General features: G+C 59.2%; 17 protein-coding genes and 1 pseudogene. 6 read left to right on the top strand and 12 right to left on the bottom strand.

Annotated elements, in window-relative coordinates; genetic code table 11:
- Nucleotides 1-63 precede the first annotated feature (63 nt).
- The 8 genes and pseudogenes from EKD05_RS22060 to EKD05_RS22025 form a co-directional block, all read right to left on the bottom strand.
- On the bottom strand, nt 64-582 hold the full coding sequence (locus EKD05_RS22060) for a hypothetical protein (RefSeq protein WP_129677217.1): 519 nt from the start codon (nt 580-582) through the stop codon (nt 64-66).
- A 530-nt stretch (nt 583-1112) separates the two neighbouring features.
- Nucleotides 1113-1508 (bottom strand): hypothetical protein, encoded by a 396-nt coding sequence (locus EKD05_RS22055; protein ID WP_205704044.1) that lies wholly within the window; start codon nt 1506-1508, stop codon nt 1113-1115.
- Nucleotides 1505-1876: a DUF433 domain-containing protein gene (locus EKD05_RS22050; RefSeq protein WP_129677215.1), complete on the bottom strand. Its 372-nt coding sequence runs from the start codon at nt 1874-1876 to the stop codon at nt 1505-1507. Before EKD05_RS22050 ends, EKD05_RS22055 begins: the two co-directional genes overlap by 4 nt.
- Nucleotides 1877-2225: 349 nt before the next feature.
- Entirely contained in the window at nt 2226-5399 is a 3174-nt protein-coding gene (locus EKD05_RS22045) for an NACHT domain-containing NTPase (RefSeq protein WP_129677213.1), read from the bottom strand.
- Between the two features lie 342 nt (nt 5400-5741).
- Nucleotides 5742-6356: pseudogene (modA, locus tag EKD05_RS22040) on the bottom strand (molybdate ABC transporter substrate-binding protein); the annotation flags it as partial.
- 21 nt (nt 6357-6377) lie between these two features.
- Nucleotides 6378-6572 (bottom strand): hypothetical protein, encoded by a 195-nt coding sequence (locus EKD05_RS22035; protein ID WP_129677209.1) that lies wholly within the window; start codon nt 6570-6572, stop codon nt 6378-6380.
- A 13-nt stretch (nt 6573-6585) separates the two neighbouring features.
- Nucleotides 6586-7509 carry a prenyltransferase gene (locus EKD05_RS22030; protein WP_129677207.1) on the bottom strand — a complete coding sequence of 308 codons (924 nt, stop codon included), beginning with the start codon at nt 7507-7509 and terminating at the stop codon, nt 6586-6588.
- A 102-nt stretch (nt 7510-7611) separates the two neighbouring features.
- The gene (locus tag EKD05_RS22025) at nt 7612-8805 is read right to left on the bottom strand and encodes a cysteine desulfurase family protein (RefSeq protein WP_129677205.1); all 1194 of its coding nucleotides are present in this window, start codon (nt 8803-8805) and stop codon (nt 7612-7614) included.
- 652 nt (nt 8806-9457) lie between these two features.
- On the opposite strand from EKD05_RS22025, the gene EKD05_RS22020 reads away from it, so the two are divergent.
- The 3 genes from EKD05_RS22020 to EKD05_RS22010 all read left to right on the top strand — a co-directional run bounded on the left by EKD05_RS22020 (nt 9458) and on the right by EKD05_RS22010 (nt 12219).
- The gene (locus EKD05_RS22020; RefSeq protein WP_165360889.1) at nt 9458-10057 is read left to right on the top strand and encodes a YIP1 family protein; all 600 of its coding nucleotides are present in this window, start codon (nt 9458-9460) and stop codon (nt 10055-10057) included.
- Between the two features lie 4 nt (nt 10058-10061).
- Nucleotides 10062-11291, top strand: a complete 1230-nt coding sequence (locus EKD05_RS22015) for an exonuclease SbcCD subunit D (protein WP_129677201.1) — start codon at nt 10062-10064, stop codon at nt 11289-11291.
- Between the two features lie 82 nt (nt 11292-11373).
- Nucleotides 11374-12219, top strand: a complete 846-nt coding sequence (locus EKD05_RS22010; protein ID WP_129677199.1) for a methyltransferase domain-containing protein — start codon at nt 11374-11376, stop codon at nt 12217-12219.
- Here the strand turns inward: EKD05_RS22010 and EKD05_RS22005 are convergent.
- The 3 genes from EKD05_RS22005 to EKD05_RS21995 all read right to left on the bottom strand — a co-directional run bounded on the left by EKD05_RS22005 (nt 12189) and on the right by EKD05_RS21995 (nt 14507).
- Entirely contained in the window at nt 12189-12440 is a 252-nt protein-coding gene (locus tag EKD05_RS22005) for a hypothetical protein (RefSeq protein WP_129677197.1), read from the bottom strand. The two genes, EKD05_RS22010 and EKD05_RS22005, sit on opposite strands and share 31 nt — an antisense overlap.
- Before the next feature lie 173 nt (nt 12441-12613).
- Nucleotides 12614-13678 carry an XdhC/CoxI family protein gene (locus EKD05_RS22000; RefSeq protein WP_129677195.1) on the bottom strand — a complete coding sequence of 355 codons (1065 nt, stop codon included), beginning with the start codon at nt 13676-13678 and terminating at the stop codon, nt 12614-12616.
- Between the two features lie 91 nt (nt 13679-13769).
- Nucleotides 13770-14507: a tetratricopeptide repeat protein gene (locus EKD05_RS21995; RefSeq protein WP_240695894.1), complete on the bottom strand. Its 738-nt coding sequence runs from the start codon at nt 14505-14507 to the stop codon at nt 13770-13772.
- Between the two features lie 207 nt (nt 14508-14714).
- Here EKD05_RS21995 and EKD05_RS21990 point away from each other — a divergent pair, with 207 nt between their 5' ends.
- On the top strand, nt 14715-15485 hold the full coding sequence (locus tag EKD05_RS21990; protein WP_129677193.1) for an SGNH/GDSL hydrolase family protein: 771 nt from the start codon (nt 14715-14717) through the stop codon (nt 15483-15485).
- Nucleotides 15486-15706: 221 nt separating this feature from the next.
- Nucleotides 15707-17131, top strand: coding sequence for a glutamate synthase subunit beta (locus EKD05_RS21985; RefSeq protein ID WP_129677191.1), 1425 nt, complete (start codon nt 15707-15709; stop codon nt 17129-17131).
- Between the two features lie 66 nt (nt 17132-17197).
- Here the strand turns inward: EKD05_RS21985 and EKD05_RS21980 are convergent, their stop codons facing one another.
- Nucleotides 17198-18307: a calcium/sodium antiporter gene (locus EKD05_RS21980; RefSeq protein WP_129677189.1), complete on the bottom strand. Its 1110-nt coding sequence runs from the start codon at nt 18305-18307 to the stop codon at nt 17198-17200.
- A gap of 278 nt (nt 18308-18585) precedes the next feature.
- Between EKD05_RS21980 and EKD05_RS21975 the strand changes: the two genes are divergently transcribed.
- Complete coding sequence (locus tag EKD05_RS21975; protein WP_129677187.1) at nt 18586-21636, top strand: hypothetical protein; 3051 nt, start codon at nt 18586-18588, stop codon at nt 21634-21636.
- Nucleotides 21637-22128: the final 492 nt, after the last annotated feature.

Below are 22128 nucleotides of genomic sequence, written 5' to 3'. Positions count from 1 at the left end.
TGGATGATGGCGACGGGGATGGATGGGGCCGATCTTTGTCAAACACGCTGCCACGGATGCGGTTCACGCGTCGTCACCAATCCATTTGTCGTAGCCATCTTCAAGCATGTGATATCGACCGTGCGCCCACTGGTAGAAATGCTGCCAATTCACCATGGGCTGCTCGCCATCAATATGCACCACAACGCCCGCTTCGACCGCACGGCGTATTGCTCGGAGTTTTTCGACGAGGCCCCCCCAGTTATTCGGGTATCCCATCGATGATCGCTCCTCATATAATGCATCAAGTTCACGGATATTTTCATCTGAAAGCACGTAATCCTGCTTGGGAATGGAGATCTCGAGGCCACTTTTCTCCATGGCGAGCGCGAAATGCTCGTTGCTTTCAAGCATGGTCGCGATGAATGCTTCTTCAAAACCAAAGAATGGGGTTGCCCATCCTTGTTGTTTTGCCCAGATGCGTAAGGCTTGCGCGGGTGGCCACGTGATATGCATGTGGCCGTGACGATGCGCTGCCTGGGCAAAATCCCAATCTTCCGCGGTGGCCGCCCGGAGTGCCCAGCTCGGTAGCTCTTTGTTCATCTTACGTCACCCTTCCTTGAATCTACCCCACCGGGTAATCATACCGCATTAGCCCACCGCCATCCAATGTGGGGCGATGTGCGTCGTAGGGGCGCAGCAGCCCATGGCCCGCCCGTCGGTAAACGGCCCCTCGCATCGCTGCTGCGCCCCCGGGCAGCGTTGGTGGCACTGGCGCCTTTGCGTCAAAAACGGGGTGGATGTGACGCAACAGCAGGCACCGGGGCGGATGACGGCAAATGGGCCAATCCCATGCCCACGGCAGGGCGCAGCAGCGGTGAAGCGACGTTGTGATGAAGAAGCTACGTAGGGGCTGCTGCGCCCCTACATATGTCGGCACCGGGGTGGTTGACGGCGACGAACCAATTCCATGCCCACGGCAACGGGCACCGCAATGGAGAACGGCGACGCGACGTGTAGGGGCGCAGCAGCCCATATAGGCCCGCCCGTCAACAACCGGCCCCTCTCATTGCTGCTGCGCCCCCGGGCAGCGTTGGTATCAAAAACGGCGTGAATATGACGCCACGGCGCTGTTACGGAATGAACAATCGCCCAGTCCCCACATGATCTTCTGGATACAGGATGATATCGAGGAGCCGGGCAGCACACGCTTCTCGATAGGTGCGCTCGACCATTCGGTCTACACGCCCGATCGTCAATACGGGAAGCGACCTCTCCGTATTCTCGTCACGGATGGTCTGTTCCAGCGAGTCATGTCCCTCCATATTGCGATTATCTGTCAGGAGGTACATCTCGTGGGTCTGCACAAAGTGCCAAACCACCCGATCTGTACTCGTATAGGGCAATCCAACCTCGACAAAGCGTACCAACCGCAGGGGAACCAGTTCGAGCCACCCGGCGGCTCCCAGGGTTCCCCAGAGCAAGAGCGCTTGCCCTTCAATATTATGATCTGCCAGGATGGTAATCATGGCTGTCGGAGTTGGGCTTTCCAGATGCGCAATTTGGCCCGCAGGGCTTCTTGTTCGGGGGAGGCTGGAGTCGGCGCTCGGGAGGGTTCGCGCTCGTGGTTTCGCGCTTCCCAATACTGACGGTTCACATCTGCCTGGCGGAGCACCTGCTGGTACTCAGCTTCCACCTCGTCACGATGCGCGGCCAAATAGGTGAGGATGTCACTCATCTGCTGATCGGTAAGATTGAACCAGTCTTGTACCAGCTTTGGCGGCCAATCAGCATGCAGATAATCCAGCAAAGCGTACAAGGTGATCCGTGTCCCAGCGATCGACAGGCCGCGGCTCGTGCGCACGACGGTCGATTGCCCATTTGATAACGCTTCCATAGTCGAATTCCTTGACATATCCCTTGCATCATTGTAGCACATGCGTTGGGTCATCTACAGCAATGCGTTGAGCCAATCCCATGCCCACGGCAGGGCGGGCACCGGGGTGGATGTGACGCCAAGGCGCAGAGGCGCGGAGGGTGTAACGCAGAGGCGCAGAGGCGCGGAGGCGCAGAGGTCTGAGGGAGGTTTCACGCGAATGTAGGGGCGCAGCAGCCCATAGGCCCCCCCCGTCAACAACCGGCCCCTCTCATCGCTGCTGCGCCCCCAGGCAGCGGTGGTGACTCGCGTTCAGCCTTGGGTGGTTACAAAACCCTTTACAGTGTCAAAAAGACAAAAAGACAAAAAGTCAAGAAGACGAAGATGAGGAGAACAAACGGGCAAGACGAAAACCGAAGATGTCGTAGGCGTAGCGCGGGAAGAAGACGTAGCGGAAAACGCACCGGGCGAGGTCTTTATTGTTGTAGTACGACGCGCCTCGTAGAACATATGAGTCACTCGCTTTTTCGCCCTCATTGTAAAGCATTTCCGCCCTGATCTCGCCTTTGAAGGGATACGTGGTGTACGGGGTGCTACACCATTCCCAGACATTGCCTGCCAGCTCTTCGGCCCCACAGGCGGCCCGTCCATGCGGGAAGAGCCCGACAACCGAGGGGCTGCCAATCCCGCTTGCATCAATGTTGGCTGGTATGCTGTTAGTTATACGGGGTGCTCCCGCACTTGTCAAGTCTGGCCACGCGCCCCAGGGGTAGGTACGCCGCCCATCCGCGCTCGTTCCACCAGGCAAACGCACAGGATAGGCGGCTGCGCGTTCCCATTCAGCTTCCGTCGGCAACCGTACCGTCTCGTGCGCCGGCAATCCGCCACAGAGGTGCAGCCATTCATTTGCCCACCAGGCAAATGCGGTTGCCGCATACCAGGTGACTGCAACCACCGGGTGGTTCCCTGTGCCAGCCAGATAGCGTGACCCCGGCCAAGTACCAGGTCGAAAACGTTCAGGCTTCTGGTCGTGGCGGGCCAGCCGTGGTTTCAGGCGTTCGGCTGCGGCCAGCGCCTCATGCTCTCCCCGTCCAGCCAGCGCTTCAAGAAAGACAAGATACTGGCGATTGGTCACTGGAAAACGGGCCAGCGCGTAGCTCGCGGTGATCGTGCAGTCAAAGGAGGGTTTTTCGTTATCACGTAGTCCAGCGTCATCGCCCATACGAAACGTGCCCGGACTGATCACGGTTGCCCAGTAGTCTTCGCGTCGCAGATCCAGCCCGGGCCGCTCATTGTCGGCACCAAAACGGTCGAGCATCATCGCGGCACGGTTGCGCAAGACCGGGTCAGGATGCACTTCTTCGCCAAACGCATAGCTGTGCAACCGCTTGAGCGTCTCACTCCGCAGGGGGGCGAGCTCGACCACGCGATCAACATCGGCATCATAGAGCGCGTCGGCGGCCAGCAGCACCGCATTGATCGCTTCGTCACGCGTTGTCAGCAGGCGCTCGATCAGTTGATGCGCCTTCTTTGTCGGTCCCTTAGTCGCCCAGTTGCCCACCGCCAGCAAGATTGTCTCGCGCCAGCGTCGGTTCGTCCAGTGCTGGTAGAGCTCTTCGATGCCCTGCTCACGGTTATCATAGGCCAGGGCCGTCAAATACTCTTGCAGCGTATAGTGGGCAAAGCTAAACCCGCCGTCACGCCGCTGCAGCAGGCCACTCTCGAGCGAGAGCGACTCGATCAGGTTGGCAATATAATTGTCGGCTGTTTCGTTATCCCAGGATTTGTAGGCCTGATACACAGGCCGCAAAATAGCTTGCGCCTCGCGCAGGCGTAACTCACGTCGCCCCTCTTCTTGCATCCACGCTGCGATCGCCTCAAGTCTGCGCCGAATCCCTTTCACACTCTCTTCGCCACCATAACGGGTCTTGCCCTCGTCATTGCCTGGCAGGCCACCCGTGATCTGTTGCGTGCGCCAGGTATCCAACAACAGATAGATCAAGCGATTGTAGAGTTCGGCGCGTTCACGCGGCAACCCGACCCCGGTATGAACCAGCAGCGCCATGCTCGTCAGCAAGAGCGGATTCGTCGCCATTTCAAAGAGGCGCGCATTGGCATCAATCAGCCCGCCCAGGTACGCGACGTGATCGTTGGCAACCTCGACGGCACGTTGTGAACGTGTCTTTTGCACCGCCCCAAACCAGTTGCCAAGCAATTGTTCAATCTCGTCACGCTTGAGCGGGCTCAGATGGCGCTCATCAAAGCCTGGCAGTTGCAGATCCTCAAACGGGCGACTGGCAACAAGGTAGCGATTCTTGCCATAATCCTGGATCAGATTGGCGATCAAACGCTGCATATAGTCCCGTTCACGCCGATCCCCGGTCTCATCCAGACCATCAAGCATCACCAGACACCCACCCTTCGCAAGCTGATGCGACGGAAAATCAGCGGCTAGGCGCACGCCCCGTTTATCCATCTGGGTCGAAATATAGTCATCAAGCCAATCAAGCAGCAATTTACTCGGTGCGCCCTGTAGTCCAGGCAACGCCTCGGCCTGGGCGCGCTTGAACTTCTCACGCACATAGGTCGCAACAAGCGTCAGGCGAATATAAAACGGCACCAGGGGCGTCGGCGCATGCAGATCAAGCAGTTCAGGTACCTTGTCCACCCGGCCTTCACGGCAGTCACAGGCCAGCACCAGGGCACCATACTGAAGCGTGGTCGTTTTGCCGCTGCCTGCATCACCGATCAGCAGCAAGCACGTACTGGTTGCTTCAACCGGCGCTTCATCAGCCGGCTCACCCCGGCGCGAGCGTTCACGTGGTTGCGCCTTCGCTTGTTGTTGCAGCAACGTCGGCTCGCTCAACATCCGATAGACACCCTGGCTACGATCCAACGCCTGATAGGCCTCTGGACGCACACGATACTCATCCTCAGGGTCAAAATCACCCCGAATCAACTTGAGGAAGCCCTCGATCTGCCCACGTTCAACCACCCGCAACGGCACATACACCTCCTCAAGCAGCAACTGCTCTTGCCGCTCACGTGCCCGAATGGGAATGATGGGCAGATGCTTCAACTCCTCTTCCAGCCAATCAAAATAGGCCGTCAGCCCGGACTGGCGTGCTTTTGCCTGCGCAGCTTTTTGACCTTCACCTTCAATAGTCTTTTCGCGTTGCTCCAGGCGCCGCCCAAGCAAGACCCGATACAAAAAATCGCCGAGGCCCTCACCCGTCTTGCCGACAACCCGGTACACGACAAACAATGCCGCAGCAACAAGCCCCACCCCCACGGCACCCCACAACCCAAAGCGTTGCAACAACTCAGCCCAGGTCGTTGTGATCTCACCAACCCCAACAAGCTCGGCAGGTGTGCGCGTTGCCGTCGGCACCACCGGCTCACTGGTCACCGTCGGCACTGGAGATGCGCCGGGTGATTGCGTCTGCGCCATAGCGACGGTTGTGATCGTTGCGACCGTTCCACCCGCCACCAGCACGACCAGAACCCAGCCAACAACCAGCAACCAACGCAGATCGTATCGCATAGCGCCTCATAGATAGATGGATAGCCAACAAGCCTCATCATACCGCAATACCCCACCGCCATCCACCGCAGGCAACGTTGCGCCCAGGGCTGATGCAAAGTCCGCTTGTCCGTCGGGCTGAAGCCCTCGGCTAGCGGTACAAAGCCCACCTGCGCGGGCTAAACAGGCCACGCAGGTGGCCTTTGCAACGGTAGCCGAGGCGTTTACGCCGACGGTACCGCAACAGACCTGACTTTGAATGGGGCCACGAAGAAACGAATACGTGCTTCACACCACCTGTCTTCGTATATTCGTGCGTGTTCTTCGTGGTCGGCGGCGCGACCGGGACATGTAGTTCACAGACTACTCAATCGGAAGAAAGCCGTGATCGGCGAGGATGGCCTGCCCTTCTGCCGTGCGTGCAAAGGCGACAAATGCCTCGGCCAGCGCAAGGTTTTGACTATCCGCGACAGGCGCAATGAGGTAGTTCGCACGCACATTCAACTCGTCGGGAATGGGGATCGCTTGCACCTTCTCGGCTTCGGCAGCGGCATCGGTGGCAAATACGATGGCCGCATCACCTTCACCAAGGACGATTTTGGCGAGCACGATGCGTGCCGACTCTTCGTAACTGACCACATTTGCGAGGACGCGCTCACGAAAATCTGCGCCAAAGGCGGGCTGCGCACTCGCTTGGTCGAGAAAGTCCAGGCTGTGTTGACCAATAGGCGCGACAGGATCAGCCAGGATTAGGCGCAAGCCTGGTTGTGCAAGCTCAGCCAGTTCCGTCACCTTCGCCGGGTTGTCATAAGGTGTGATGACCACGATGTGGTTATAGGCAAGCACGCTTTGGTCGTTCTCGTTGATCCGCCCACCCTCAACCGCCACACGCATCTGGGCCGCGTTTGCCGAAGCAAACACATCGGCAGGCGCACCTTCATTGATCTGTGCCGCCAGTTGCGCAGAGTTGGCGAAATTGAAGGTGACGACCGCCTCGGGCTACGCGGCCATAAAGGCTGTGCCAAGCGCCTCAAAGGCGTCGGTCAGCGAAGAGGCGGCAAACACCGTGATCTGACCCCGCAGCGTTGACCCCGCCGCGCCCGTCCCTGACACGGCTGCTTCGGGTGCGCTACCACAGCCAGCAAAAACCACCCAGAGCATCACCGCAGCCAGGGCGCGGATCGCACGTTGCATAGAACTCCCTTTGCTAAGCACCGCCCCTGTCCGCGCTCAGCCAGTAGCCCACGGTATGGGCAAGCATCAACCCAACCATGAGCGCTCCCCCTGGGACGGGTGAGGCTGTCTGTGTTGCTCGCATCCCAACGTAGAGGCCCAGTGGCAGGGTCAGCAGGATTGCGCTGACGACGAGCGGTGGAACGAGGTGCGGGGTGAGCATAAGCGGGAGCAGATAGGCCAGGGCGATCCATCCCCACCAGAGCCAGCGCAAGCGCGGGCCGAGGATGACCGCCAGGGTGCGTTTGCCGACCTGGGCATCAGCGGTGCGGTCGGCCCAGTGAACCCCTAGAATGCAGGTCATTGCAGCGGCGACGATCGGGGCGAGTTGCAGATAGACCGAGGACGGTGGCGTTCCACCAGCTGTAGCATAGGCCATCAAGGGCATCAACAACCCACCGAGCAGCGCATTGGTGATTTCACCCCAACCATGGCGCTCGAGTGCCAGTGGTGGCATAGAGTAGGCCCACCCGCCGATGAGACCGACCAGCAAGATGATCCCGGCGACCCCCGGAAGTAAACCGCTGCCAACTGCCCCCAGGCCGAGCACGATCGTCAGGGCGCTGACCACCAACGCCGCCTGGAGCGCCAGCGTGCGCGTTGCCAACCCAGACGCAATCGCCCCGCTCCCGCCCGAAATACCCGTGGCGACGGCGAGGGCGTCGGTGTCAGCATCAGCATACTCATCGGCGTAGTGCGCCGCCAGGTTGGCGAGCAGCGTGAGGGTGAGCGCAAGCAACTGGCGCTCCCAGGCAATGGGCAGACCCTCGTACTTCGCAATCGCGACGCCGACCGCATACGCTAGCCCTCCGCTGGCGAGAATGATGGGGCGACTCATCTGCCAGAGACCGCGCCACGGAAAGGATGCATCTGGCTGCTGCGACTTAGGCTGCTTCACGGTTTCTCGCTTCGATCAGTTAGGCAAGGTTTCAGGTTACTTTACAGTTTGGAGGCCTCCATCGCGTCCTGATGCGCTCGGCTCTTTCCTATTTTCTAGCTCCTAAATCCTTGTCTTAAGCGCAATTGGCTCATACCCGGGCACGACGGCCCGCAGGCGCTCGATCATCGGCGGCAGGACTTCGACCACGTAGTCAATCTCTTCGAGTGAGTTGCTGGCTCCAAGCGAGAAGCGTACCGAGCCATTTGCCTCGTCGGGGCTCATCCCCAGGGCCACCAGGACGTGCGATGGCTCGAGTGAGCCCGAGGTACACGCCGAGCCGCTGCTGGCGGCGATGCCGGCCTGGTCGAGCAGCAAGAGGATGCTTTCGCCCTCGACCCCGGCAAAGCCGAGGTTGGCATTGTTCGGCAGCCGCTCGTTGCGGTCGCCATTGAGCCAGCTCTGCGGTACGCGGTCGAGCAGACCATCAATCAGGCGCTCTCGGAGCATGCGCATCTGTGCCGCATAGCTGATGCGCCGTTCTTCGGCACGGGTGAGCGCCGCCGCCAACCCAACGATCCCTGGCACATTCTCGGTGCCTGCCCGCCGCCGCCGCTCCTGCGCTCCACCGTTGATCTGCGAGAGCAACGGTGTGCCTCGGCGTACATAGAGTAGCCCTGCCCCTTTGGGGCCATAGCATTTGTGCGCTGTCAGGCTCAGCAGATCAACCTTGAGTGCCTCAACATCGAGCGGCAATGACCCTGGTGCCTGCACTGCATCGGTATGCACCAGCACCCCACGCTCACGACAGAGCGCCCCGATGGCGGTGATCGGCTGGATGGTGCCAATTTCGTTGTTCGCATACATAATCGAGACCAGGACGGTCTCGGGACGCAGCGCCTGCGCAAGCGCTTCAGGCTCAACCAGGCCGGCTGTATTGACGGGCAAGACGGTTACGGCAAAGCCATCGTGGGTCAGATACTCGGCGGCGTGCAGCACCGCGTGATGCTCAATCGCACTGACGATCACATGTGCCCCTTTGCCACGGACGCGCTGAGCCAGGGCTGCGCCCTTGACCGCCAGATTCGCCCCCTCACTGCCCCCGCCCGTAAAGACGATCTCGCGACGGGTACATCCAAGCACCAACGCCACCTGCTCACGCGCATCATCAAGCGCTTGCAGGGCCACGCGCCCGGCATGATGGATGCTCGAAGGATTGCCGGCATATTGCGTAAAATAGGGCAACATCGCCTCGAGAACCTCGGGATCAACCGGGGTCGTTGAGGCATGATCGAGATAAATCTGGCGCTCGCGCATAGGTTGAGTTGTCCCTTGCTATGGAGGGCTGACGCCCTAAAACCTATGCTTATGCGAGGGTAAACGACCAGCGTCGCTGGTCGTTTACCCTCGCATAAGCGAGATTCCTGGGGGCCTGTGGCCCCAAACCTGGCTTCGTTCGCTGGGCAAACGGCCAGCAACGCTAGCCGTTTGCCCAGCGAACGAACGACTCCTGGGGGCTTGCGAACACCCATATGTATGAATGTTAGGGCTACCGCCCTCAACCCCCGTGCGTATGCTGGTGCCAAGACAGCGAAGCTGTCTTGGCACCAGCATACACGCGAGCTTCGTTGGGGCCGCAGGCCCCACGAAGCTCGCCGGAGGCCTTCCTTTTCTAGTATACCATATCAATAAATCGAACACCCGTTCGTTAAACTCTTGACAATAGAACAAATGAACGTATGACAGATCTCGGATCGCTGACGAGGGTTTTATCCCACACAAATGAGGGATTCATGTGGGATAGTGTGGGATAGTGTGGGTATATCAGGCTGATGAGTGTAAAACGATTGTGTTGATGGGTCAGTGCCGCCCTTGCCTCATTCGTATATAATAGGGCTGCAACTTCCCCTTCTTGTGGCACGTCTTATCCACAAGAAATTGGCTGGCTTGGTTGTGAAGGAGAATGCATATGGCTATGATACGACAATCGTCGGTTCCCGAAATGCTTACCCAGAGCACGGATCTGATGACCAATCCGACCGTCGAGAAGTTCGAGCGCTACGAGCGCTATGGCACCCTCGGCAATGCGGCGGTCTATGTGCTGGTAGCTATTGCTATCTCGGCCGTGCTTGGCTTTGTTGGTTCGTTCTTGCCTGGTACGCCTCGTCCCAGTGTCCTGGGCGTCTTTGATACCATCCTGCGCGGCTTGGCCCAGTTCTTTATCTTTACTGGCATGGTCTACTTTATGGGCAAGAAACTCTATGCTGGTGATGGTACCTGGGACGAAGTGGCCTATACTTTCTCCCTCTTTATTGCGCCACTGATTGCCCTTGGGGCTGTGATTACGTTCATTGTCACGCTCTTTGCCTGGATCCCGTTCATTGGTGCCCTCGTCGGTCTCATTGGTGTACTGGTGAGCCTGGTGTTGCTGGTGGTGCAGATCTACTACGCTTATCTGGGTGTTCAGTCGAGCATGAACTTGCGCGACTCGACTCAGACGTTGATTGTGCTTGTCTTGTCGTTTCTCGCGTCGGGTCTGATCATGGGCATTATCTCCTGGCTCTTGTAGATCTATGAAATTTCTCCATCTGGCCGATCTCCATCTTGGCGTTGAAAATTACGGGCGTGTCGATCCGGCAACGGGTCTGCACACCCGTTTCCTTGATTATCTTGATCGGCTTGATGATGCGCTTGCCTTTGGGCTCGCCGAGCAGGTCGATCTGGTCTTGATTGCCGGCGATATCTATAAAACACGTGCCCCCAATCCGACCCATCAGCGTGAGTTTGCCCGTCGGATCAACCGTGTTCGCTCAGCCGGGGTGCCGGTCTTTATTCTGACCGGCAATCACGATATCTCGCCGGCACTGGGCAAAGCCCATTCGGTCGCGATCTTCGATGCCTTGGGGGTCGAGGGGGTCACGATTGCCGATCGGCTGGCGTTGCATGTGATCCCGACGGCCTCAGGCCCGCTGCAGATTATGGCGATCCCCTGGGTGACGCGCCACATGTTGATGACCCGCGAAGAGATGCGCAATGCGTCGTTTGTCCAGATTGATTATGAACTGCGTCGCCGCCTCGAGCGCTTTGTGATCGAGACCGCAGCCAAACTCGATCCGGCCTTGCCTGCGATCATTGCCTTCCATGGGAGTCTCGATGGCGCTGAGGTTGGGGCCGAACGCGCGATGACTCTTGGGCAGGATCTCGTGTTGCCCCGTTCCGTGATGGCGCAGCCTGGCGTTGCTTATGTTGCGCTCGGCCATATCCATAAGCATCAGGCCCTCGCGCACGATCCGCCGATGGTCTACCCTGGGAGTCTCGAACGGGTTGACTTTGGTGAATTTGCCGATCCCAAGGGCTGTGTGCTCGTGACGATCGAAGGCAATCAGGCCCGTTGGCAGTTTCATCAGTTGCCGGCTCGTCCTTTTGTCACTATTCAACACGATGTGCGCTTGAGTAGCGACCCGATGGGCTTGATCCAGACGCTGATCGCTCGCCACGATCTGCGCGAAGCAGTCGTTCGCCTCAACCTCCAGGCTACCCGTGAACAGGTGCCTCTGCTCCGCGAGGATCTGCTGCGTACGATGCTCTCGGACGCGGGCTCTTTTGTGATTGCTGCGATCACCATTGACGTTGAACGCACGGGGCGGCGCCGCATCGCTGGCCTTGAACAAGAATTAGTTGGGAGTTTGACGCCCCGGCGTGCCCTTGAACTCTATCTCAAGCATAAGCAGCCCCCGCTTGCCCCCGCCCGCATCGCGGCTTTGCTGGCGGCTGCCGATGAATTGATTGCTGGTGAACCGTAGGTTGTCAGACCTCCTTTTCAGACCGCCTCTGAGGTCTGACGCCCCCGCACCCTAACGGTAGTAGCCCGAAAGGAGGCCCGGTGTGCCATTTAAGCAAGCCCCTTTCGATCCCCAACGGGCCCGCCAGCTCCACGCCCAACTGGTTGAGCAATTGATGGGTGATGGTCTGCTCGATGATCCAGAGCTTGCGCGGGCCTTTCAGATTGTGCCACGCCACCTTTTTCTGCCCGACCATACGCTTGAACAGATCTACAGTGACCAGGCGCTCGCCGTCAAACGCAAAGCCGGGGCTTGGGTCAGTTCGTCGTCGCAGCCTGGCATGATGGCAATTATGCTGGCCCAGCTCGGTCTGCAACCGGGACACCGCGTGCTCGAGATTGGCACCGGTACGGGGTACAACGCGGCCCTGATCGCAGCCATTGTCGGCGCGACCGGGCGGGTGGTCAGTGTTGATCTGGAAGCTGATTTGATTAAAGCTGCCCGCGTCCACCTCGACCAAGCCGGCTACCCCGAGGTTGACCTTCGTCACGCCGATGGTGCGCTGGGTGCGCCCGATGCGGCCCCTTTTGACCGGATTATCGTCACCGCCGGGGCCTGGGATCTCGTGCCAGCCTGGCGCACGCAGCTTGTCCCTGGCGGGCGTATTGTTGTCCCGATGACGATCTTTCCCTCGTTGATGCTCTCACTTGCCTTCGAGCAACGCGGCTCGGTCTGGGAAGCGCTCTCGGCGCATCCCTGCGGTTTTGTCTTGCTCCGCGGTAGCGAAGCCCATCCCGGACGCGACTGGACATCGCCGCGCCTCGTTCTGCATCCGCGTGACGAACGCACTACCGCCATTCGCTCCTCCGCCACCATCGAAAAAGAGTGGAGTCAGATCGTCGTCGTCTGGGACGAACCTCACTCACCACTCAGCACCTCTAACCCGTAACGAGCGTGGTGATTGAGCGGATTGATCGCCAGCACATTTTGCAGCGCCGTCCGTTGATCTTCGATGTCGTCAACGGCCCCACTGAGCCAGAGCCACCCCTCTTCGTTGGTTTCATCGGCTTCAACAACGCGCAACAGCAATTCAAGCGCACGCTCGCGATCACCCTCTTGCAAGGCGACCGCCCCTTCGTAAAGCCATTCGGCGATTTGATCATGATCCATCGGAACCTTCACCCCTTTCGTAATGGTCAGTGTGTGGTGATCGTCCTGGCGGCGGATTCATTGCTGGAAAACCGTTAGCCCTTTGCGTCTTTGCGCCTTTGGCAAGGTTTCAGGTTACTTTACAGTTTGGAGGCCTCCATCGCGTCCTGATGCGCTCGGCTCTTTCCTATTTTCTAGCTCCTAAATCCTTGTCTTTGCGTCACATCATCAGAAGCCTTATTACCCAGGCTAATTATCTCAGCGAGAATGCTGACCGCAATCTCTGCCGGGGTCTTTGCCCCAATGGCAAGCCCGATTGGGCCTTTGATCCGGCTGAGCGCTGCGTCATCGAAGCCTTCAGCGCGCAGCCGTTCGAGCCGCCGGGCATGGGTTTTGGTGCTGCCGAGCGCACCGATATAGCGTGCTGGCGATTGCAGCGCCACCCGCAGCGCCGGATCGTCAAGTTTAGGATCGTGCGTCAACACGGCGACAGCGCTGCGCGCATCGAGGCGCCCGGTCAGGGCTTCATCCGGCCACGCGACGATCAGTTCATCAACATGGGCAAAGCGCTCGGGGCTGGCAAAAGCTGGTCGTGCATCAATGACGATCGTACGCATGCCAATCAGTTGGGCCATGGTGGCTAGTCCGACGGCAATATGCACGCCCCCTACAAGAAAAAGCTTGGCTGGTGGATTGAAACTTGCCACAAAGATGTGGATTGCCCCTTGTTCTGCTTCAATGATCCGGCTTGTGCCGTGAGCAAGCAGATCGGTCGTTGTTGTGCTGACCGTCTGATCAAGCCCCACCCGGCCCAACGTACCGTGGCTGCGACCTCCCGCCTCAACTACCAACTGCGCACCCACATACCCGTCCCCCGCGATGACCGTTGCGACGGCAATGGCTCGTTCTTCCAGCAGCGCGGCACGTACGAGCGGATAGACGCTTGTGGTGTCCAGCGGGGCCACCAAGACCTCGATCGTGCCCCCACACGCCAACCCGACCTCCCAGGCTGTCTCGTCGCTAACGCCAAACGTGAGTAAGCGCGCCTGACCGCTGGCTAACACGGTCTGGGCCTGCTCGACCACGGCACCCTCGACGCATCCGCCGCTCACCGAGCCAGCCATGCGCCCGCTGGCCGTGACGGCCATCATCGCCCCGACCTGGCGCGGCGACGAGCCCATCGTCTGTACTACTGTCGCCACCGCCACCTGCTCGCCAGCAGCCAGCCATTGATCAAGCTCTGGGATCAATTCACGCATAACCTGATTGCCCTCTTGTTCCTCTGTTTAGGCTGCTGTCGCGCAACCCTCGGGGCCACAAACCACTAGCATGCGCCTCACAGAGCGGGCGTTAGCCCGCTCTGTGAGGCTCGATCAACTCAAGCATCTTCTGCACTAGGGCTTGATCAAGCTCATCGAGTTTTTGCCCTAGCACGCTCAGGTTCCGTTCGCCCTGCCAGATCTGGCTCACGACCTGGCGCAGTTGCCACCCTTTGCGTTCCAGTTCAACCAGGGCGATCTCGATATCGGCACGTTCGCGCTCATCACCTGTCGCGACCGCAGCAATGCCCTGCAGCAACGGCTCAAATTGACGAAGCGCCTCGGTCACATCATCATCGTTGCGTGCGGTACTGACGACCCCGGCGGTCATCAAGCGCTCAAGGATAAGCTCGCGTTCAGCCAGGGGCAGGGCGTCCAGGGCAAACTGAAGCCCCTCGACATCACCGCGCTCGAGTGCACCGCGCACCGCCGGCGGGAGACTGGTGAGCAGATCGTCGGTCAAGCCGGTATGGGCATCTTCGGCGGCAAAACGATGGCGTTCGGCAAAATCGGTCAGGCCAAGCTGCGCAAAGAGCGAGGCAGCCTCTTCGAGATAAGGCCGCGCAAGATCGGGCCGCCCGCGACGGCGCAGGGCCCACCCATAATTGCCAATCTGAGCCGCCGCCGCATACTGTTCCCCCGCTGCCCAGTAGAGCTTGACCGCTTGATTGAGCAGATCGGTTGCCTGCGGCAGATCGCCCTGCTCAAGCAACTCGTGCCCACGCTTGATCAAGACATCGGCTTGGGCTTTCGGATTATTTATTGCCATAACCTACGACTCGCTACCGTTAATCGGTGTATACTGCATACAGTTATAGTTGCATTATATATCAATCAGGCTGGACGTTAGGCCGGTCTGGCGCACATCTGAGGAGTCTTGGCCCACTTGCCCCTTCCTGCCGTGGCCGTCAACGGCTCGGTTGGTGGATAGCGAAGGCCAGATTCTACTTTTCTTGCTCCTCAATCCTTGGCGAAGATGATGACACAGCGTCTCTTGATCGTGCTCACAACCTTCCTGGTCATTGGCCTCGTTGCGTTTGCCATTGTGGGCAACAGTTGGGCCAATCGTCCACAGACTTATACCCCTCAAGGGCCAGGGGAGGTCTATCTTGCCCTGGGTGATTCGTTGCCCTGGGGTTTTCGGCTCGACGACCGTCAGCAGGACAGTTTCCCCGGCTTGATTGTGGCGAGCCTGGGCTCTTCTGCTTCGCTCGAGTTGGTCAATCTGGCGGTGCCGGGCGAGACGAGTAGCTCGTTTGTCGCCAGTCAACTGCCGCGTGCACTGGCCTATCTGCGCGAGGTGCGTGCGCAAGGCCGCAGCGTGAGTCCGATTACGTTGACGATCGGAGGGAACGACCTGATCAGGGTGGAGCGTGCCAGTGCGCCTGAGCGTGCAGAGGCGATCCAGCGCTTTCAGCGCAATCTTGCCGCAGCGCTCGATCAACTCCGTGCGGCGGCTGGTGCGCAGGCTGATCTTGCGGTGATGACCTACTACAACCCGTATGGCGGCGATCCCGCGCTTGAAGGCAGTGATGCCTACTGGGTTGAGCGCCTCAATCAGGTGATCCGCGCCGAGGCAGGCCGTCGTGGCGTCGCGGTTGCCGAGGTCTATACCGCCTTTGTCGGTGGGCGTGAGTATACCCACACCTTTGCTCTTTTTGATGATGTACACGCCAATGCTCAAGGCCATCGCCTGATTGCCGAGACCTTTTTGCAGGCGCTCAGCTACGAAACCGTCCAGCGCTAAATTCCTCCTCCCATTCCGCTTGGGGGCAATGAGGTCGGCAAAGTTGGCCTCGTGACCTCAAGCAGTGCCTTTCTGTTGCCAGATGCTCAGCTACAGTTAATATTCTATTACCGCACAAGCTGCTCGCACAGCGTACAGTCTGCATATATTCGCCCACGAAGTGTTTTTGTGGGTTCCTGGCGGCTATTTTCCCCCACTGTTGCGCGTGAGTGAGGCTCTGTATGGCAAATTCCGATGCATTTCTGGTCTATCCACGACAGGAGTTCCGTGCCCGTCCGGTTGCCGAGCGTCTGCAGGATTATCACGAGATCTATCAGCATGTTGAACCAGGGACGTTGATGCAGCAGGGCGAGCGTTGTCTCGACTGTGGCATTCCCTATTGTCACGTGGCTTGCCCCCTCGGCAACTACATTCCTGCCTGGAATAGTCTGGTGGCCGAGGGCGATTGGCAACGAGCGTGTGCTCAGGTGCATGCCGATAATAACTTTCCCGAGTTTACCGGCCATCTCTGCCCTGCTTTGTGTGAAGGTTCGTGTACCCTTGGGCTCAACTTTGCCCCGGTCTCGATCCGGATGCTTGAGCTTGAAGCGGTTGAGCGTGGGTTTGCCGAAGGTTGGATTAAACCGCAGCCCCCTCGTTTCCTCACGGGCAAGCGTGTTGCCGTCGTTGGCTCGGGGCCTGCGGGTCTGGCGGCAGCGCAGCAATTGCGGCGGATGGGCCACGAGGTGACGGTCTTTGAGCGTGACGATCGCCCGGGCGGTCTCTTGCGCTATGGCATTCCCGATTTCAAGCTCGAAAAGCAGATCCTCGATCGCCGTCTGGCGCAACTTGAAGCTGAAGGCGTGCTCTTCCGCACCGGCGTCCATGTTGGGGTCGATCTCGAGGCCGAGCAGCTGTGCTGCAATTTTGATGCGGTCTTGCTCGCCGGTGGTGCCCAGCAGCCCCGCGATCTCGCTGTCGAGGGCCGCGAGCTCAAGGGGGTCCATTTTGCGATGGAGTTTTTGAGCCAGCAGAATCGGCGTGGCGCCGGCGATTCCATCGAGCCTGCCTATGAACTGACCGCCCGAGGCAAGCGTGTGCTTGTCATCGGTGGTGGCGATACAGGGGCCGATTGTGTGGGCACGTCGCTGCGTCAGGGTGCGCTTGCGGTTACCTCGTTTGAACTGTTGCCGCAACCACCAATCCAGCGCTCGGCTGACAATCCCTGGCCCGAATGGCCGCGGGTGCAGCGCCCATCTTCTTCACACGAAGAGGGCGGCGAACGGCGTTATTGCGTGCTGACTCAACGTCTGCTTGGCAATGCCCAGGGCCACGTCGAGGCGGTCGAGGCGGTTGAGGTTCGCTGGGTCGCCGATGATCAGGGCGGCAAGCGCATGGAAGTTGTGCCTGACTCGCAGTTTACCCTGCCCTGCGATCTTGTGCTGCTGGCAATGGGCTTTACCGGGCCTGTCCGTGGTGGTCTGCTTGAGCAACTCGGGGTTGGCCTCAACGAGCGTGGTGCCCTTGCCACCAATGCCCAGAAGATGACGTCGCGCCCCGGTGTCTTTGCCGCCGGCGATATGAGTCGCGGCCAATCGCTCGTCGTCTGGGCAATTGCGGAAGGCCGCGCCGCTGCTGAAGGGATCAATCAGTTTCTGGCGGGGTAGGTGCCGTAGAACCCGTGTGTCGCTGCCAAGCGCGCCAGCATTGCTGGCGCGCTTGGCAGTGCTAATTTATGAGGCCTTGGGCTGCACACGCTGCTTCATATAGGTTCGCACGGCCAAGACCGTGAGCGTGATCGCCGTCAATGGCAAGACGAACGCGATCATGACGTTGCTGTACGCGGGCAAGGCTTCATGCTGGGTTGCCGCAAGAATCAGATAGGCCGTATACGCAATGTAGTAGCCCATAAACAGGAACCCCTCCCAGCGGGCAATCATCATGCGGGTAAAGAAGATCGGCAGACACGCGACGGCGACCGCGATCATCACGGGAATGTCAAAGACAATCGCTGACTGCGGTATCCCGATGCCATTTGGGGTCACCAGGGCTGCGATGCCCAGGATGCCCAGGATGTTGAAGATGTTGCTGCCGACGACATTGCCTACCGCGAGATCCCGTTCATTGCGGATCGTTGCAATCACTGAGGTGACAACCTCGGGCAGCGACGTGCCAACCGCGACAATCGTGAGCCCGATGATCACATCGCTCACCCCCAGCGCCTGCGCCAGTTCAACCGCCCCGTCAACGAGCCAGCCAGCCCCCAGCACAAGCACAACGAGCCCTCCCACAACCAGGCCAACATTGATCAGAATCTGCTGCGCGTCGGCTTTTGGCCTTGGCGTTTGTGCCACCCCAAGTTTTTCAGCCGCAGCTTCATGTTGAGCCGTCTCCTGGCGGCTGCTGATCACAGACCAGGTGACATAACTCAGAATGCCAATGAAGAGCCCCAGTCCCTCGATCCGCGTAATGCGCCCATCCATCGCCAGCAAGCCTAGCAAGAACGAAACGCCGATCATCAGCGGTACTTCGCGGCGTACCACCTGGAGCGAGACAATCAGCGGGGCAATGAGGGCGCAGAGCCCCAGGATGAACAGGACATTGAAGATGTTGCTGCCCACGACATTGCCCAGCGCAATGTCGGCATTGCCACTGAGCCCGGCCTGAAGACTGACAGCCAGTTCAGGTGAACTCGTTCCAAATGAGACGACAGTGAGCCCGATGACCAGCGGTGAGATGCCTGCGACCGCTGCTAGGGCCGACGCGCCTCGTACAAGCAATTCGCCCCCGATTACAAGACAAACTAAACCAAGCACAATGAGTCCGAGCGAAATCCAATCCATAAGGGCGCCTGACCTCTGTTGTTATCATGAAGCTGATCCAGTATTCCCTAAGGATGATACCATAGGTTGCTGAGCGGGCTTTGTTGCGTCGTCTGTCAACAAGGTTTCCCAATGCTTTGACGTAAAGGCGCAAAGGCGCAAAGGGTCTCAGGCCTTCACACGGCCGACGATGCCATTGCCCGAGATCTTTACCGAATTTCAATACTATCCTCTTGCCAAACGGGGTACTATAAAGGCACTATTGTGCGTCTTCTGTATTGAACACAAAGGAGTAGTCTGTGCATCGTCTGGTTCATCTTGTTTGGCGTCGGTTTTTGCCGCTCTTATTGCTGTTCGGTCTGCTTGCCGCGGTTGCTATTCCGGCTGCTCGTGCTAATGACGAGCCTTCGTTGGCGGTGACGCAAGCCCTGTTTACCCGTGATGCTTCAGCCAATGAGGCCACGCAACTCGATGAGTTGGTGCCTGGTATACGGGCCGAGTTGCGTACCACCGTTACGAATCGCACCGATGCGCCGATCTTTGTGAAGATCAGTTGGCAGGAAGTGACCATTGGGGCGGCTACCGCCACCGAGCAAGATCCTGATGAGGAAGAGGTTCTCCGCCTGGCCGGTGGTGAAGCACGCAGTTTTGCCCGTCCTGTGCCTCCGATGCCGCTGATGGAGCCAACTTTTCAGGCGACGCTTGTTGATCAAGTGTTGACAAGTACGGTGACAGCCTGTGTTCTGGCGAATCCTGATGCGGTTGACGATCCTTGCCCTGACCCCGAGCTGGCACCTGCTACGTCGGTGCGTCATGTCTTGAACATCCCGATCCGTATCAATGATCTTGGTGATGCGCCCGATAGCACGAATCACGCTGGTGTGTCTATGCTGGCGTATCCTACTATTCAGGCGGATTTTCCGACCGTCTTTGCGCCCGCGACCGGCACTCCCTCTGGGCCGCTGCATGTTGATCCACGTCCGTTCCACCTTGGCCCACGGGTCAGCCTTGAGGCTGAAGCTGATGTTGGACCCGATCAGGATCCACGCAATAATCTTGTGCCATCTGCTAATCGTCCCGATAACGATCGTGCCGATGATGGCATCCGGCTTGATCCCGCTACGCTCAAGCATTGCGAACCAGCCAGGGTTGGTGCACTGGTCTTTGTAGCACCTGCGTTCAAGGCGGCTGCGCTTGAAGCAGGCGTGACCAAGGGCTACCTCAATATCTGGCTCGATGGCAATCGCGATGGCGATTGGGCCGATGCGGTTGAGTGTCCCGAGGGGAGCAGCGCCGCTGTTGCGGTTGAGCATATCCTGATTGATGCCCCGATTGATCTGGCGAGCCTCAACCCTGGCCTCAATCCGTTGACCTTCACAACCGGTGCGGTGCCGTGGCCTGATGCGTTGCAAGAGCGTCCGGCCTGGCTGCGGGCGACCTTGAGCCTTGAGCCTTCGACCAAACCGTTGACGGTCGGCGAGGTGCGCTATGGCGATGGCCGCGGCCTCGAAGATGCCCAGGGCAACGCGTTGCGCTTCCGCCATGGGGAGACCGAGGATTATCTGCTCAATCGCCGCGGCGCAGCGACTCAACCCGAGTTGCAGGTGCGCAAGGTGGGTCGCGTTGTCTTCGATGCGGATCTTGGTGAACGCATTGCGGTCTGGTTGATCGAGTATCGCAATACGGGCAGTGCGGTGGCCGAAAATGTGGTGATCACTGATGCCATCACTGGTCAGAATATCAACGATTTGCTCATTGATGTGCAGAGCAACCCCGAAGTTGAGCCAACGGCCGAAGAGAATCGGCTCAGCTTTGCCGTTGGCAAGCTTGACCCTGATACCGGTGGGCGCATTGTTGTGCGTACCCGCCTTCCGGCCACGACCGGGCGTGCGACGCTGATCAATACGGCCACGATGCGTGCTGACGCCACCAGCAATGCCAATGCGTCGGCTACGGTGCGCATTGGCCTGCCCGCGCCAGTCATTGTTGCCCCTGGCTCGGGGGTGACGTGCAATGTTGAGGTGACGGTGCGTGGCCTTGCGACCCCGGGGGCCGAGGTGCGCCTCTTCAACGCGAGCGGGGCTACCGTTGGTTCACCGACGACGGCAGGGCCAAATGGGCGCTGGCAAATTGCTGTCACCCTGAACCAGGGGCGCAATCAACTCTATGCGCAGGCCCGCCTTGGTGAGCAAACAAGTCCACGTTCGGCCCCCCTGGCGATCTTTGTGAATCCGAATCTGCCCTTCGATCCGCTGAGCATGGTCTTTAGCGAAGAAGGCACGAATACACGGACGCACCCAGAGGATCGCCGTGGCCTTACGGCCACCGATGGCTGGTTTGTCCATTTGCGCCCCAATACCACCTATACCTTCAGTGTCCGTTCGTGCTGTGACGACGCCGAAGCGGCCTTGACCTTGCAAATACGGGGGCTTGATCCGATCGCGTTGACCGATGCAACCGGCAATGGCATCTATACCGGTACCTTTACCACCGGGGATCTGGCTGAGGATGTAGCGTTCCGGTTGGCCGTTACCTGCGGTGCGCAAAACACTGAAAGTAATGGATTGCTAACGTCCTTCGAGGACGTGCAGATCCTCGATGGCCGTACCGATACGCCAATCGTCACCGCCACCGTGACGTTCTATCGCATGACAACGGATGGCTTCAGCGACGTGCCGCTCGACTATCAGGATGACGAATTCCAGAACCCGATCAATCCTGATGCCAATGGGCGCTTTGGCTTTACCGTCAACCCCCGCTCTCTGCTCGTGCGGGTTCAGGCCGATGGCTTCCAACCCATGATCATTCGCAGCAGCAATGGGTTGGGCAACTTTGAGATCCAGGATCTGCTGAGCGTGCCGCGGGTTGCCCCTTCGGGTGAGCCGGAAGATGGTCTGGGCTTGATTGGGCCTGCCTATCACTGGGGGCCATTGACGGCAACGCTCCGCCTTTCGCCCTTGTTTGGTGGGGGGGGCCGCTATCGCCAGATCATCGGTTCATCTGGCTTTGAGGGATCGTCGCTCGCTATTCAACCTGGCTCGGTCGTCGAGTTTGTCAACAGCGATATCTGGGAAAACGAGCTTTTGGTGCCGCGCCAACCCGAAGCCTCGCCCGATCCTCGCCCCCGTGTGGATCCTCAACACGGTGACCATGATCACGATCAAGAAGTATTGGTTACGACAGGTCTGATCCCCCCTGGCGGCAGCTTCTTTGCCACCTTTGACGAACCTGGGGTCTATACGATAGGTGATGCTGAAAATGGCTTCAATACGCTCACTGTGCTTGTTGAAGCCTCGGCACCCCCGCCCGGAGGACGCTTCCAGGTCTTCTTGCCCGTGCTCCAACGCTAACGGGTTCTTTCCAGCAGTTCCGCTGTAGGGTAGCGTAAGAGGCTAGCTTTGCTAGCCTCTTACGCTACCCTACGCGGGGCATGGGGGAGGCTCGGGCGATTGCATCATACGAAACCGGATACAATGGGGCACCCGCAAGGGGTACCCGTACCGGGGTGGGGCACCCGCGAGGGGTGCCCCTACATGGCCGGGGGCCGAACCCGGTGTAGGGGCACCCCTTGCGGCCCTTGCGGGTGCCCTTGCGGGTGCCCTGGTGGGATGCATACACGGAAGATGCAATCGCCCTTTGGGGGAGGCTTCGCCTCCGCAAACCCCAGTTTTTGGTTCGTTTTGGCGGCTTCGCCGCCAAAACGAACCAAAAACTCGCGTGGCGCGGCGCAGCCGCGCCACACTCCTCGCCGGAGGCGACCTTACTGAAATAGCCCGTAAAGCCCAGGAGCTTTTAGCCCTGGGATAGAAGGGCTTCACTCGCTTTAGCCGCTTTAGATGTTG

The sequence above is a fragment of the Candidatus Chloroploca sp. Khr17 genome, assembly GCF_004138165.1.
Classification (GTDB): Bacteria; Chloroflexota; Chloroflexia; order Chloroflexales; family Chloroflexaceae; genus Chloroploca.
Note: the sequence above shows the minus strand (reverse complement) of the source record. Positions and strands in the feature narration are given on the sequence as shown.

Excerpts from the sequence above, each read along its gene's own strand:
- EKD05_RS22005 (WP_129677197.1), bottom strand. The coding sequence starts at position 12,440 with ATGGATCATGATCAAATCGCCGAATGGCTTTACGAAGGGGCGGTCGCC.
- EKD05_RS21985 (WP_129677191.1), top strand. The coding sequence starts at position 15,707 with ATGGCAAATTCCGATGCATTTCTGGTCTATCCACGACAGGAGTTCCGT.
- EKD05_RS22020 (WP_165360889.1), top strand. The coding sequence starts at position 9,458 with ATGGCTATGATACGACAATCGTCGGTTCCCGAAATGCTTACCCAGAGC.
- EKD05_RS21990 (WP_129677193.1), top strand. The coding sequence starts at position 14,715 with ATGATGACACAGCGTCTCTTGATCGTGCTCACAACCTTCCTGGTCATT.
- EKD05_RS22015 (WP_129677201.1), top strand. The coding sequence starts at position 10,062 with ATGAAATTTCTCCATCTGGCCGATCTCCATCTTGGCGTTGAAAATTAC.
- EKD05_RS21995 (WP_240695894.1), bottom strand. The coding sequence starts at position 14,507 with ATGGCAATAAATAATCCGAAAGCCCAAGCCGATGTCTTGATCAAGCGT.
- EKD05_RS22060 (WP_129677217.1), bottom strand. The coding sequence starts at position 582 with ATGAACAAAGAGCTACCGAGCTGGGCACTCCGGGCGGCCACCGCGGAA.
- EKD05_RS22055 (WP_205704044.1), bottom strand. The coding sequence starts at position 1,508 with ATGATTACCATCCTGGCAGATCATAATATTGAAGGGCAAGCGCTCTTG.
- EKD05_RS22035 (WP_129677209.1), bottom strand. The coding sequence starts at position 6,572 with ATGCAACGTGCGATCCGCGCCCTGGCTGCGGTGATGCTCTGGGTGGTT.
- EKD05_RS22050 (WP_129677215.1), bottom strand. The coding sequence starts at position 1,876 with ATGGAAGCGTTATCAAATGGGCAATCGACCGTCGTGCGCACGAGCCGC.
- EKD05_RS22045 (WP_129677213.1), bottom strand. The coding sequence starts at position 5,399 with ATGCGATACGATCTGCGTTGGTTGCTGGTTGTTGGCTGGGTTCTGGTC.
- EKD05_RS22000 (WP_129677195.1), bottom strand. The coding sequence starts at position 13,678 with ATGCGTGAATTGATCCCAGAGCTTGATCAATGGCTGGCTGCTGGCGAG.
- EKD05_RS22025 (WP_129677205.1), bottom strand. The coding sequence starts at position 8,805 with ATGCGCGAGCGCCAGATTTATCTCGATCATGCCTCAACGACCCCGGTT.
- EKD05_RS21980 (WP_129677189.1), bottom strand. The coding sequence starts at position 18,307 with ATGGATTGGATTTCGCTCGGACTCATTGTGCTTGGTTTAGTTTGTCTT.